This is a genomic window from Ignatzschineria cameli, assembly GCF_003121895.1.
Taxonomy (GTDB): domain Bacteria; phylum Pseudomonadota; class Gammaproteobacteria; order Cardiobacteriales; family Wohlfahrtiimonadaceae; genus Ignatzschineria; species Ignatzschineria cameli.
Window position 1 is genome coordinate 1 of record NZ_QEWW01000010.1, and the last position, 15208, is coordinate 15208.

The following is a 15208-nucleotide window of genomic DNA, read 5'->3' on the forward strand; positions in this document are numbered from 1 at the left end:
TGCCGGCGCGTGATTTGTGGAAGAACGCGATGGTAAGATCCGGCAGCATTCAGCCTATTTTGTTAATGAGTGATTCTTAAGAAGATCTGTTGAGCGGCGGGAACCTACTATTTCATTCTTATAACAAGCGCATGCCCGCCAGTCGGCGCTTTCATCACCGAGGATTATATCGCTAAAGTAGCAATATTTGCCGGCGCGCGATTGATGGAAAAATGCGATAGTGAGGACCGGCAACTCATCGGCTTTTATAAAGATAAGAACGATTCTGGCAATCGAATGATTGCCGACTGCCGGCGTGTGATTTGTGGAAGAACGCGATGGTAAGATCCGGCAGCATTCAGCCTGTTTTGTTGATGAATGATTCTTAAGAAGACTTGTTGAGCGGCGGGAACCTACTATTTCATTCTTATAACAAATGCATGCCCGCCAATTGGCATCTTCACTGCCGAATAAGCAAAAAAAATCACTGCAATAGTGCAGTGATTCTTCTCTCATATGCTGAGATAAACGAGGTTTTACCGTTTTACATAATGGCTATTAGTAGCTATCAATATCTATCAATAACTGTTCGTAAATAATCCGTCATTTATCACTAATAGCAAATAATCATTGAAATGTTAAACCTCAATATTGAATTTCAACGTTTAAACGTTGAAACGGAAGTGGATAATGTCGCCATCTTGCACGATATAATCTTTTCCTTCAAGACGCATTTTACCCTTCTCTTTCGCACCGTTTTCACCACCAAACTCAACAAAATCATCATAAGCGATGACTTCAGCACGAATAAAGCCACGCTCAAAGTCTGTGTGAATAACACCGGCCGCTTGTGGCGCTGTTGAACCTTTTTTAATGGTCCATGCACGCACCTCTTTCACACCGGCAGTGAAGTAGGTTTCAAGATCAAGAAGTTGATAACCACCACGAATAACGCGATTTAAACCGGGTTCTTCAAAGCCCATATCAGCTAAAAACATCTCTTTATCTTCATCTTCTAACTGCGAGATCTCAGCTTCAATTGCCGCACAGATCGGCACAACAAAGGAGTTTTCCTCAGCGGCATAAGCTTCTACTGCTTCAAGAAGAGGGTTATTCTCAAATCCATCTTCATTCACATTTGCAATATACATAACAGGCTTCATGGTTAAGAAGTGGAAATCTCTTAAGAGAAGACGCTCATCAGCATCTAAGCCTAAAGAACGTAAGCTCTTTGCCTCATTAAGGGTTGGAATAACCTTCTCTTTTAAGAGCGCTACCTGAGCAACAGCCGTCTTATCACCCCCCTTAGCAACACGCTCAAGACGCTGTAAACCACGCTCAGCACTTGCAAGATCCGCTAAAGAGAGTTCTGTATTGATCACCTCGATATCATCGATCGGACTAACCTGCCCTGAAACGTGAACAATATCATCATTCTCAAAACAGCGAACCACATGTGCAATCGCATCTGTTTCACGAATATTTGCTAAGAATTGATTCCCTAAACCTTCACCTTTTGAGGCGCCGGCAACTAACCCGGCAATATCAACAAAGTCGATATAGGTCTGTTGAACACGCTCAGGATTGACGATCTTTACCAACGGCGCTAAGCGCTCATCAGGAACATTGACTCGCCCAACATTGGGCTCAATGGTACAGAATGGATAGTTTGCGGCATCAATGCCCGCATTTGTTAATGCATTAAAAAGTGTCGACTTACCAACATTTGGAAGACCTACAATCCCACACTGAATAGCCATAAAATTTCCTTTAACTCAAACTGTTCTATCGACGATGAAGCTCATTCATCGCTTTCTCATATTCACCTGCTACAAATTGCGGTAAAACCGCGCGAGCAGCATCTATCGCTTGGAAGATCTCAGCTTCATCCTTCTCTGGCGTCTTCGTTAAGACGTAGCTCGATACCAATGAGGCGTGCCCAGGATGCCCAATTCCGATGCGAAGGCGCATAAAATCACGGGAGCCTAATCGTTCAATAATGCTCTTTAAACCATTATGGCCACCATGTCCGCCCCCCTTTTTAAAGCGAGCAACACCCGGCGCAAGATCGAGTTCATCATGAACCACTAAGATCTCTTCTGGCATTATCTTATAAAAGAGCGCAAGTGCAACAACGGCATCACCACTTTTATTCATAAAGGTCTCAGGCTCTAAAAGATAGACTTTCTGCGAGCCAAAGAGCTGCTCTCCCACCAATCCTTTAAAGCGATTATTGAGAGAAAGTGGTGCATTCCTAATACTATCAATAAACCAAAAACCCGCATTGTGGCGGGTTTTTGCATATTGAAGTCCTGGATTCCCAAGACCTACAATCATTTTAATCATTATCTATTACTCAGTTAAAAGTAACAAGAGTGATGAATTACTCTTTATCTTCAGCTTCTTCTGTTGCTTCTTCAGCAGCTGCTTCTTCGCCTTCTTCTTCAGTTGCTTCAACTGCAGCACGTGGCTCAACAATTGCAACAACAGGCTGATCATTCATCTCTTCTTCATTCATGATATTCACAAACTCAACCCCTGGGATCGCAGGAATATCAGAGATCATGAGATGCTCACCAACATCTAAATTAGCAATATCGATTTCGATCGCATGTGGAAGATCTTTTGGTAAACATGAAACAGCTAATGTCGCTTCATGAAGTGAAACGATACCACCGTTAACAACACCTTTTGCTTTCTCTTCGTTAAGGAGAACAACAGGGATATCAACAACGATTGCTTCGTCTGCACGTACGCGCATAAAGTCTAAATGAGTGATGATTGGCTTATAAGGATGGCGCTGAACATCACGGAGGATCGCAGACTCTTTTTTACCATCGATAATCACATCAACGATTGAAGTGTAGATATCTTCATGACGGAAGCGCTTTAAAACTTCGTTATGGTTTAAAACGAGGCTTACAGCATCTTTATCTGCGCCATAGATAATTGCAGGAATGTTACCTTCGCGACGTAGGCGGCGGCTCGCACCTTTACCCATATCCGAACGTACGGTACCTTCAAAATAGTAATTTGACATTGGTTAGCTCCAATTAAAAGTGTTTAAAATGCGTTACAACCGCGACCAGTTGTAACTATTAAGCCCGAAATTATAAGTCTATTCCGCTCTATTTGCAATCGTAATCGACTTTAACTTCAAATTAACGCGTAATTCTTCCCCTCTTTTGCCCCGCTCATCAATCAACGGTTGCCACTCACTTGGGGTTAATTTAAAGCGACGCTTGCCATACTCAACCTCAAGCGTATCCTCATTTGAGAAGACTAAAGTTGCAACAAGAGAATCCTTTTTCGCCTTAAATTGAGCGCCGGGAATGCCGATAATCTGATTCCCCTTTCCTCTTGCGATCTGTGGCAATTCACGTAATGGCACGACTAAGAAACGCCCCTGCTCACTTACGGCAATAACCCATTGATTCTCAATATCCTCAATTTTTTGGGGCGGGAGCATCACCGCGCCATCATTGAGATTGATCATCGCTTTCCCCGCACGCTGACGGGTTAAAAACTCACTATAACTACCGATAAAGCCATAACCATTTGTAGCGCTCAAGAGATAGTGACTCTCCTCTTTATCGAGGATAATCTGCTCAATCTTCGCACCATCTGCTAAATTGATCCGCGCAGTAATAGGCTCACCCTGCGTTCTAGCTGTGGGAAGTGTATGGGCCGGCGTACTGTAGCAACGACCGGTACTATCAAAGAGGACCAGTTGCTGATTATTCCGCCCGATACAGGCGGTCAAAAAGCCATCTCCTGTCTTATAACTTAAGCCTTCAGGATCGATATCGAGGCTCTTCGCAGCACGCACCCAACCCATCTTCGACAATACAACCATCACCGGCTCACTCGAGACTAATGTGGATTCATCAATCGCTTCCGCCGCCTCTCGCTCAACAACTTTAGAGCGTCGATCATCGCCATACTTTTCAGCATCTTCCGTAATCTCCCGCTTAATCAAAGCATCGATCATCGCCGGATCATTAAGATGCGCCATAATCTCCTCTAATTTAGCTCGAAGTTCAGCCTCTTCCCCTTTAAGCTTCATCTCCTCTAATTTGGCAAGCTGACGCAATTTTGTCTCTAAAATATAATCTGCCTGCGCTTCACTGAGATCAAAGCGCGCGATCAATTCCGCCCGAGGCTCCTCCTCAAAGCGGATAATACGGATCACCTCATCGAGATTTAAGAAGGCGATTAAGAGCCCTTCTAGGAGATGTAGCCGTTTCTCAATACGATTTTTATGGAATGTTAAGCGACGAATCACTGTTCCTCGGCGAAATTCGATCCATTCGCGAAGGATCTCAATTAATGATTTCACCTTCGGTTTAAGATCAAGGCCGATCATATTCATATTGACACGAAATGATTTTTCCAGATCCGTTGTAGCAAAGAGATGATTCATCACCATCTCGACATCGACTCGATTTGAACGGGGAATCAGCACAATTCGCACCGGTTCATCATGATCGGATTCATCTCGAATATCATCGATCATCGGCAATTTTTTCGCCTGCATCTGTGCCGCTATATCTTGCTGAATCTTCTCCCCTGAGACCTGATAGGGAAGCTCATAGATAATAATCTCATCATTCTCAACACGATATCTTGCACGTACGCGCACCGAACCTCGCCCCTTCTCATAGATGCTCAGGAGCTCTTCTTTCGGTGTGATAATCTCCCCGCCTGTCGGATAATCGGGTGCAGGGATAATTTTATGCAACGCTTTAGCCGTTAGCTCCGGCGTATCAATGAGAGCACAGACCCCTTTCGCCACTTCTCGCAAGTTATGCGAAGGGATATCGGTGGCCATTCCCACTGCGATCCCGGTTCCGCCATTGAGCAGAATATTGGGAACGCGCGCCGGCAATAATTTAGGCTCATCGAGAGAACCATCAAAATTAGGAACCCAATCGACCGTTCCCTCCCCTAGCTCTTTAAGAAGAAGCTCCGCATAGCGGGAGAGTTTCGATTCGGTATAACGCATCGCCGCAAATGATTTTGGATTATCGAGCGAACCGAAGTTCCCCTGCCCCTCAACAAGCGGATAACGATAGGAGAAGGGTTGTGCCATCAAGACCATCGCTTCATAACAGGCGCTATCACCATGAGGATGATATTTCCCCAATACATCTCCCACCGTCCGCGCTGATTTCTTCGGTTTACTTGACGCATTGAGACCTAACTCACTCATCGCATAGATGATCCGTCTCTGAACCGGCTTTAATCCATCTCCGATATAAGGGAGTGCACGATCCATGATCACATACATCGAGTAGTTTAAGTAGGCTGTTTGCGCAAAGTCGGCGACAGGTTGTACTTCAAAGTTTTTATTCGCTAGATGGCTCATAATCTTCCCATTTGTTCACATTAATACACAGTCATTCAATTATCTCAATTGCTTCAATTGTGTCTTGCAACTCGATCGATCGAGTCTGCAATGCTCTTTACTTATCTTTCGTCTCAACTAGATCTCAACTGAATCCCAACTAAAATCCCAACTAAAATCTCAATTTGACCTCAATTTGACCTCAATTTGACCTCAATTTGACCTCAACCCGATCTCGATTAAGGCCTATTCGATCATAAAGATGATTCTAAATAGAATGATGCCGAATAAAGGTTAGCAACTAACTTACGCTTATTGCTCCTCAGAGATATCAGCGAGTAAGTGTGTGAGAAAATAAGAAAGTAAGAAAGAAGTAGGTTTATAACATTTTATGACGTTTAATAAAGTAAAATTTACTAAATTGATGATCAGACAACAGATTCAGGCAACAGATCTATTCGCGCCTCTAAAAATTTACGATGATAGCAGCGATAAGATCAATCAACACCACAAAGAGCATCTCAAGGCGCTATAAAATAGTGGTAAATAAAAACCCATCTAATCCCAAGAGATAGATGGGTTGAGGAGATAATCATATCAATCTACATATCGAGTAAACTATAAGACGACCGATAGGTGTATCGACCATTTAATAGTGTTGCAAGAATGGTGTTGCAAGATCATTGTTGTAAGATCTTCTTAAAACTCAAATACAGCTTTATCTTCAAAACCGATTAAGCGCTCAAGATCACGCTCATAGACCGGCTCGGTTCTAATTTCGCCCGCAACTTTTGTAAAGAGTGTTACATGCATTGCATTCTTTTTACCAACTGTCGCTAAGATTCGCCCCTTCTCATTGAGAAGCTCAAAATATGCTTCTGGCATCTCTGGCAGAGAACCGGTGAAGATGATGGCATCAAAAGAGCCTAAAGTCTCATAGATCTCACGAATATCCCCTGTTTGATAGGTGATATTGGTATATCCCAATTCACGAGTAATCGCTTCTGCATTCACATTAAAACGCTCAACAATATCAACCGCAACCACTTCATTACCTAAGCGAGAAGCACAAGCTGCTAAAAATCCACTACCACTTCCCACAATAAGAACGCGCTCATGATCTTCAATACGGATCTCTTGAAGAAAACGACCTTCATACGTAGGCGGTAACATCAAATGGGTCTCATTGAGTGGAATTCTTGTCTCCGAAAAGGCAAGACCTTCATACTCTTTAGGGACAAAATGATTACGTGGTACCACATCGAAAACCTCAAGGACGCGTTGATTGAGGATATTCCAAGGTCTCAACATCTGCTGAATCATATTTGTGCGAGCTTGTTGGATTTTAAGTTCGTTATCTAACATTTTTCCACCTTTCCAAAGCGAATAATCGTCACTGAAATCGTTCTTCTCAGTTTATGCCGGCGACCATTTGACCGGTTATCACTGAATTTGGTGCATGCTATCAAAGAAGCATTTTAAGGATAATTAAGATCCTCACCGACCCCACTAAAGAGCAATTATTGACACGGTTAACTTGTTTTAAATAATTTTAAATTGTTTTTAAATAGATTTGAATCGTTTCTGAATCGTTTCTGAATCGTTTCTGAATCGTTTCCGAATCGTTTTCTCAAATAGTCTTAAATTAACTTTATAAGCCTCACATCATACCACCATTCAAAAGTTCATTGAAATTATTCAAGCACAAATCGACACGCATCAATCTCTCAGCCTGCTCTCCCTCATTTCAGCCCCTCCCTTATCAGGAGCGCAGATGATTATTTTAAGCAGAGACTTAAAAGAAGAAATCCATAAAGATCTCCACAAAGATTGTTATCAAGATCACTATCAAGATCGCTGTAAAATATCGGTGAAGAAACTTATGGTAATCACCGCTCTCTAAGGCAGTAACATTGAGCGCAGATATGACAATTAAGTTGCAAGCTTATGCCGGAAAAACTAAACTAAGAGCGCACCACATCTTTTGTTCTTAACCCCTAAGGAATGATTCATGTTTAAAAATATCTCATTAAAAGCGTTCGACCCCGCCCTTTTTGAGGCTGTTGAGCAAGAAAATCGTCGTCAACAAGATCATATCGAGTTGATCGCTTCTGAAAACTACTGCTCACCACTTGTGATGGAACTCCAAGGTTCACAATTAACCAATAAATATGCTGAAGGTTATCCGGGTAAACGTTACTACGGTGGCTGTGAATTTGTTGATATCGCTGAAGATCTTGCCATTGAGCGCGCAAAGAAACTCTTTGGGGCAGATTATGCTAACGTCCAACCGCACTCAGGCTCTCAAGCAAATGGTGCTGTCTACCTTGCACTCTTAAGCCCTGGTGATACCGTTTTGGGAATGAGCCTCGATCATGGGGGTCACTTAACCCATGGCGCTAAGGTCAACTTCTCTGGTAAGACCTACAATGCCGTCCATTACGGTGTCGATGATAATGGTTTAATCGATTATGATGAAGTTGAGCGCCTTGCGCTTGAACATCAACCTAAAATGATTGTTGCCGGCTTCTCTGCTTACTCAAAAACACTCGATTTTAAACGCTTCCGTGAAATTGCCGATAAAGTAGGTGCCTATCTCTTTACCGATATTGCCCACGTTGCCGGCTTAGTCGCTGCAGGTCTCTATCCTAACCCGATCGATTATGCTGATGTGGTCACAACCACAACCCACAAAACCCTTCGCGGTCCTCGTGGTGGTCTTATCCTCTGTAAAAATCGTCCAGAACTTGAGAAGAAGCTCAACTCAGCAATCTTCCCAGGGATTCAAGGCGGTCCATTAATGCATGTGATTGCAGCGAAAGCGGTTGCATTCTTAGAGGCATTACAACCTGAGTTTGTCGAGTACCAAAAGCAGGTTATCGCTAATGCCAAAACAATGGCTCGCGTCTTCCAATCACGCGGTTATAAAATTGTTTCAAACGGAACTGATAACCACTTAATGTTAGTAGATCTGATCGATCGCGGTTTAACAGGTAAACAAGCGGATGAAGCATTAGGTCGCGCAAATATTACCGTCAATAAGAACTCTGTTCCCAATGACCCGCAATCTCCTTTTGTCACCTCAGGTATCCGTATTGGAACACCTGCAATCACTACACGTGGTTTTAAAGAAGCACAATGTGATCTTCTTGCAAACTGGATCTGCGATGTTTTAGATAATATCGATGATGACTCGGTGATTGAGCGTGTTGCGAAAAATGTTGTCTCTCTTTGTGATAAATTCCCTGTCTATCCGGACTCAGTGGTGTAATAAAAGTAGCAAAAAGAACATCGATTAGAGAAGAATTAAAGAAGAATCGAGTAAAAGAGAGTTATGCGTTTAGATCTCGATCAGATGTAGAACAGATGTAGATCTAAATCGCTAACGACACTCCATTCAATAGAGGTTATCCCTTCGCTGGGATAACCTTTTTTATAGCCGCTTTATAACCGATTTATAACTACTTATAGAAGACTTAGAAGGCTTGACCATGTCCCAGAACCGAGCATTTAAAGAGACCTTAGCTCCCAAGAGCAATCTCCCACGAAAGATAGATCGCTTACGCCGCCTCTTGATCGGATTCTTGATCGGATTTTTAGTTGCACTCCTGCTCTTCTTTATCATCGGCAATACTATTATTCACTATCAGAGCGAGCAATATCGGCAATTAAGCGATAAGGCAACTGAGAAGATCGATCTGATCATTGTCTTAGGCGCAAAGATTGAAGGCGATCCCCTTCGCCCAACAGCCACATTGGCAGAACGTCTCGATTTAGCCTTTCACTATTGGCAGCAACATCCTGATCTGCTTATTATCACCTCTGGAGGTTACCCTGACTCACTGCCAGAGAGTGAAGCCACCGTGATGAAGCGTTATCTCCTCGATCTTGGCGTTCCCGATGAGAAGATCTTAGTTGAAGAGAGCTCTACCCGAACTGCCGAGCAATTTATCAAGAGCGATCAGGTGCTACAAAAAGCGGGGATTACGGTGAAAAACCCCTTAATTATCACCAATGACTTTCATCTTCCTCGATCATTGATGTTAGCACAGCGAAGCGCACTCCCTTGGGAGGCAATCTATGGATTAGGGAGCCCAACGCCCCAGAGAATCAAACCTTGGTTGATCGCCCATATTCGCGAACCACTCGCTTACCTTAACTCTTGGTTACGAGATTATCCTCAAACAGAAGCACTCACCGACAATCAATCAGCGCCACAAGCGGTTAAAATGGAGAGTGAAGATAGTGAGTAAAAATAGAACGTAAAAGTAGCCGCTCACAACCCTTTAAAAGAGAGTCAACCCCCTATTTAGTCTCTATTTATTCTCTATTTGATCTCTGCTTCAGGTTCTGCTTCCATCTCGATCTCCTCCGCTACTTCTGCCGCTGCTTCTTCTGAAGCCGCTAACCCTGCCTCATAACTCCAATCCTTGAGTGCTTCTATCGCCAATGAATTGCCATGTTGAGCGGCCACTAAGAGGAGACGCTGAGCTTCTGCAAAATCTTCAAGCGTCATCGGCTTCAATAATCCCCGATATAGAATCTCTGCCTGTTTATATTTAGCTAAAGCATGGTGACTTCCTGTCATCAGATCAGTCTGATCGTAATAATCGAATGCGCGCTGATAGTCGGGCGTTATCCCCCCTATCCCAAAGTAGAGTAAATCACCGGCAAGATGGGCGGTATTGCTATCCCCTAATGCAGCACCCTTTTCAAAGTAGGAGAGTGCCTTCACATAATCGGGTGTTATTCCATACTGCTCCTCTCGATAGAGATTTCCAAGACGATTATAGGCATCCGCAATCCCCAACTCACCCGCTAATTGATAGTAATAGAGCGCCTTTTCAAGATTAGGACGGATATAACGGCCATTGAGATAATACTCCCCCATACGATAGGCTGCGTAATGATTTCCCGCATCGAGATCTTGTAAGGTCTCTACTATCACCCATTGATCAGGATAATCGCGACGATTTTGATAACGCTCTGCTAACTGACTGAGCGCAAATCGTTGTGGCGGCGTTAAAAGATCAAAAGGATAATCTAACGCTGAAAGCTGCTCTAAAGTAGCGCCATAGAGGTAGATCTCCATTAAATATGGGAGCGAATATGGCGTTGAATAGAGAAACGCCGAAGTTGCAATACGACTCTCTGAAGCTGATGGCGCTAGCTTCTCTGTCAGCGCTGCATACTCACTCTCTGCTTGTTTGAGGAGTTTTGCTACCACCTTATTATCCACCGTATATTTGAGAGATTGTTGATACCAATAGTGCGCTTTTTGAGGATTACCGATAAAGTCGATCCCATTCTCCTGCCAGAGCTCTGCAAGCATCAAGCAGATCTCTGCCCGTGCGCTATTATCCAGAATGCCCTCTATCTCATCATTGCGCTTTATAAATTCCTGATAAGCAGTTGGGCCGATAGGATACTCAGGCGCAATTGCTAAATATTGTCGAGAGAGTGAATCTAAGGCATCAAGATCAGCTAAACTGACCTTATCATAGGTGCGAGGTAAAAGATGGCGATAGAGCTGAATCAGAGAGATATAATCCCCTTCTTCGCCCGCCTCTTGCCAGAGCTGTAAAGCTTCTGCTTGAGCCTCTTTCTCCCTTTGAGCATAACGGGTCTCGGCAAGTAATCGTTTAACGATCGGTTGCGATTTTCCCAACTCTAATGCAATTGCATAACTCTTTTCAAAACCAGGCGCTGCCATCTGCTCGCCAGCTATCTTATAATCGCGCTGATAGAGAGCAAGAAGCGTACGAAGAGCTGCTATTCGCGTCGCGGTCTCATTTCTCTCTTCTGCCGCGATAGCCTGCAATTGGGTAATGGCAAATTGTAGCTGCTCAAGATCTAATCTGGCATCCATCGCTTCATTCGAGCTAGCATCTAATGCCCGCTGAGATTGTGCTACTAAAATCGCCATCAGTGCAACTTGAAAATCGGGCTGTTGATAGCGCTCATCCTCATCGCTGAGCTTTAAGAGTCGCTCAAGATAATCGGCACGCTCCTCCCCCTCGAGGAGCTGCAATAGCGCTAGCTCCGCCTTTAATTCTCCCTTTTGAAGCGCCGCTTCATAGTAGTAATGTGCCATTGAAAGATCATAAGGACCTTCATCTGAGCGATATTGCTGAGCGTGATGATCCCCTAAGGCTAATAGTGCCGTAGGATCACCCGCCGCGGCTGGTTGGTAGAGGCTTTCATAGCGCTCTACTCGCCCCTCAATCGCCCCTTTAAAGCGAGGAGAGGCTTTGTCATACCAGGCAAGTGCTAACTCCCAATTTGGGGCAATAACAACCGTTCCTTGCTGATCGATCACCCCCTCTTGAGCAATAACACCAAAGTAAAAGGCAGCATCTCGATCACCACTTTCCGCCGCACGCTGTAGCCATTCATATGCCAGTTTTTGATCCTCTTTCACCCCCATGCCATTTTGATATGCTCGACCCACCTCCAACATCGCTTGACCATTGCCCTTCTGAGCGAGGAGGATATTGTGATCAAAAGCATCCATCTGCCGAAGATCGTAGCTCGCACTACTATTGGGATCATTCTCAAGCGCAAATTGATAGTAGTAACGCGCCTTCTCTCGACTCTCGGCAATACGATCACCTTTAAGATAGCGATCCGCTAAACGCTGTGTCTCCCAGTCTCGATGAGTAATCTCAACATAGATAATATGGTAACGATTGAAGCGCTCACGCGTTGCTTCATCTAGCGTCATCTCGTATGCATATTGATTGTAGTAAGCCTGTATTGCTGCTATTGATCCCGCCTCTGCAGCCTCGATCAAGAGAGCGTCAGCCTTTTCAAGATCAATTAAAGCACCATACTCACCATAACGGTAGATCTGAGATTGTAGATAGAGTGCTTCAGCATCATTTTGCGCAACGCCTTGCTGAATCGCCTCATATCGCTCTAACCGCTCTTCTGCTTCTCGAAGATGATACTTAGCAAATCGATAATCGGGATCACTCAATTGCTGATAATAGAGAATCGCTTGGCGATCGCTCTCTCCCGGCGCTAAAAGGGTAGGCGCATTCTGCTCGTAGTAGATCTCAGCAAGCTGATAGAGCGCCTCATCCTCCCCTAATTGTGCCGCCTGCTCTAACCAAAAGAGTCGATCTTGTTGAGATCCCCCCAAGGTGGCAATTAGAAGGGCATCCTCCTCCCAATAGCGATCTGCTAACTGATAGAGTGCCGGAAGATAATGATTCTTCGCCAACTTCTGCACTATAAGATATCCCGCACCATCGCCCGTCATAATCTGATTGCGTGCAATATAGTATTGAGCAAATTCAGGTAGCTCACCTGCTTTAGCCTCATAATGAGTCTTCAATGCTTCAAAGGCAGCAGGATTACTCGGGATCAACTGCTCACCATACCAACTCTGTAACGCAGGAAGTTCCTCTATCACCTGAAATAGGCTCTGATAAGCCCGATCAGTCTCATCACTATTGAGAAATCGAGAACGATCATCAAAGTTTTCTTGAAGATCTAAAAAAGCTTCGGCAAGCTCCGCTTCTGTTAAGAAAAGTGTCTGAATTTGTTGTAGATTGTGGCTCGCGGCTCTCAGGTAGCGCTCTTGAACCGCTTCATCAACACCCATTTCCCCTGAAGCTAACAACATCGGCACTTTAGCTAATGCAATCTCTGCCTCTGCCGCATGAAGATGAGCCTGCTCACTGAGATCAGAAGCCCCGCGATAGTAACTGCTTGCCAATTCTAATAGGTGATTTAATGCTTCCGCTTGATCCTCTGTGACACAGTGATCCTCTTTCACTTGTGCTAGTAGAGTCCAATATTGCGCCATATATCGATCTGCAAGAAGATAACTATAACGTGATTCATATCCTTCAATCCCGAGCAGTAATTCTAGGCGATCTAATAGATGATCAAAGAGAAGTGTTGAGATAGCCTCATCGCTTAAAAGTGCACCTTTTTGAGTTGCCTCTAGTGCCATCTTCTCAGCAAGCGCTGGTATAAGTGCAACTTCATAGAGTTCTAACAGCGTTATTGGCGATAGATCAGTCCTACGCGCTTTGATCTCATCTTCTCTATCCTTACCATGATTAGAGTGATCACTATTTGACGGCAAGATCTGCTGAAAACCATCACTCTCAAGATAGAGCGCTATAACCCCTTCTAACCCTTGCAAGGTGCTCTCCATCGCTTCTGATTGCAAGTAGTAACCCATCGCCGCACTAGGATCTCGCTCCACACCAAAACCTAATCGGTAATAATCGGCTAGATCGAGAAGTAATTGTTGATGTGACGCTACATTGTCAATTCCCTGCTGTAGCATCTTCAATGCCATTTTAGGATCTTTAGTAACCCCTAACCCTTGCTTATAAGCCTCTGCTAACTCAAGATAGGGCTGTGACTCATTTGGGGCAACCCGCTGCCACTCAATCAGCCACTCGTAGAGCTCCTTCTCAATTATTGCAAGCGGTCGGCTACTCTCATTCCACCAACCTACATTAGAGAGCTCATCATAGAGACGATCAACCACAGCTTTAATGGAGCGTGAATCTCCTAAGCGAGCGCCTTGCAACTCATATTGCGCAATCACAGAGCTATCATCATTCCATCCATAGTTGAAAGAATCACTCAGCCAATGAATCGCAGGAAGATACTCCTCTTTTGCTGCTAACTGCATCGATTGCTTCGCTTGTGAATCATTCTCCTCCACCTGCATCAATCCTAATGCATACCATGCCTCGCCGGTTCCTAAATGGGCAAGCATCTCCCTATAATGCGCTACTTTTGCAGGATCTTTCTCGCTCCCTTCGCCCCCTTCATAGTGATAGATCAGTTGCAGTAAGGCGGGAACAGAGCCCTTTGTCCCAGCACTCTCTAAATTAGTTAGATAGCGACCATACTGCTCAGGGGTCATAATGCGGTAGAAAGAGTGCTCTTTGGGGAAAAGATCGGTCAATTGCGTGAATATCGCAAAGTTCTCTAATATGATCGCTTCATAGGTTGCTGCTTTGATCGGATCGATCTCTAAGCCATATCCCCCCTCGCTATAGAGTGTTGCTAGCCCCAACACAGCGGGCATAAAACCCTTGGCATAACTCTCTTCGAGTAGCGCTACCGCACGCGGATAGTTAGGCTCTGAATCATTAAACGGGAAGGAATAGATCGATAGACTTGCTAAAATCATCCCCGCTAACCCGGCATTAGAGCCATTCTCTGCTAAAATCTCCGTTAATTGTTTAAAGAGACGATCTCTCAACGCTTCTGTAAAGAATGTTGCCGGCACCCCCTCCTCTTCAATCATATTGATCGCTAGAAGAATCACCGCATCCTCTATCCCGGCATCGCTTGCCGCTAATAGAAGTTCTAACCCCGATCGATCCTTCTCTGTTACCGGTAATTTTTCTGCCAAACGGAGATAGCCTAAATTGTAGAGCGCCTCAGCATTTCCCGCCTCTGCGGCTTTGAGTAACCATCTTGTCGCTTGCTGATCATTTTGCGGAACACCCACCCCATAGTAGTAGAACATCCCCACAATAAAGGCGGCATTACTATCGCTTTCTGATTCTGCGACAAAGTGTTGATACGCCTGCTCCCCCTCGCCTGCTATTAAGGCATCAAATCCTGAAACGATATCACCCATCGCGCTAGGAGAGGAGAGATAGAGAAGAGAGGTCATCGCTAGCGAGAGGGTCAGTTTTTTCATAGAGGCCTTATCAGAGGAGAAAGTAAAAGGGAGATCGCAATCACAATCACAATCACAATCACAATCACAATCACAAAAAAATAGTGGAAATTATGACATAAATTTCCACTAAAATATCTACCTAAAAGAGTTTAATCACCCTCAATGTCATATCATGAGATTCAATTTAAAGATTTCCTGACCTAGATCTGATATCT

The 15208-nt window shown here is 44.3% G+C and carries 8 protein-coding genes; 2 read left to right on the forward strand and 6 right to left on the reverse strand.

The window, feature by feature from the left end; genetic code table 11:
• Nucleotides 1–644: 644 nt before the first annotated feature.
• From ychF to DC077_RS09460, 5 genes are all read right to left on the reverse strand, one after another.
• Nucleotides 645–1739, reverse strand: a complete 1095-nt coding sequence (gene ychF / locus DC077_RS09440) for a redox-regulated ATPase YchF (protein ID WP_109202219.1) — start codon at nucleotides 1737–1739, stop codon at nucleotides 645–647.
• A gap of 25 nt (nucleotides 1740–1764) precedes the next feature.
• Nucleotides 1765–2325: an aminoacyl-tRNA hydrolase gene (gene pth / locus DC077_RS09445; RefSeq protein WP_094567763.1), complete on the reverse strand. Its 561-nt coding sequence runs from the start codon at nucleotides 2323–2325 to the stop codon at nucleotides 1765–1767.
• A gap of 37 nt (nucleotides 2326–2362) precedes the next feature.
• A complete protein-coding gene (locus DC077_RS09450) occupies nucleotides 2363–3019 on the reverse strand; it encodes a 50S ribosomal protein L25/general stress protein Ctc (protein ID WP_109202220.1) in 657 nt (218 codons plus the stop codon).
• A gap of 78 nt (nucleotides 3020–3097) precedes the next feature.
• Complete coding sequence (gene parC / locus DC077_RS09455; protein WP_109202221.1) at nucleotides 3098–5347, reverse strand: DNA topoisomerase IV subunit A; 2250 nt, start codon at nucleotides 5345–5347, stop codon at nucleotides 3098–3100.
• 678 nt (nucleotides 5348–6025) lie between these two features.
• Nucleotides 6026–6691, reverse strand: coding sequence for a protein-L-isoaspartate O-methyltransferase family protein (locus DC077_RS09460; protein WP_109202222.1), 666 nt, complete (start codon nucleotides 6689–6691; stop codon nucleotides 6026–6028).
• Nucleotides 6692–7337: 646 nt separating this feature from the next.
• Between DC077_RS09460 and glyA the strand changes: the two genes are divergently transcribed.
• Together glyA and DC077_RS09470 are read left to right on the forward strand one after the other, a co-directional pair.
• The gene (gene glyA / locus DC077_RS09465; protein WP_109202223.1) at nucleotides 7338–8597 is read left to right on the forward strand and encodes a serine hydroxymethyltransferase; all 1260 of its coding nucleotides are present in this window, start codon (nucleotides 7338–7340) and stop codon (nucleotides 8595–8597) included.
• A 220-nt stretch (nucleotides 8598–8817) separates the two neighbouring features.
• Nucleotides 8818–9579, forward strand: coding sequence for a YdcF family protein (locus DC077_RS09470; RefSeq protein ID WP_109202224.1), 762 nt, complete (start codon nucleotides 8818–8820; stop codon nucleotides 9577–9579).
• Nucleotides 9580–9653: 74 nt separating this feature from the next.
• Here the strand turns inward: DC077_RS09470 and DC077_RS09475 are convergent, their stop codons facing one another.
• A complete protein-coding gene (locus DC077_RS09475) occupies nucleotides 9654–15011 on the reverse strand; it encodes a tetratricopeptide repeat protein (RefSeq protein ID WP_109217997.1) in 5358 nt (1785 codons plus the stop codon).
• Nucleotides 15012–15208: the final 197 nt, after the last annotated feature.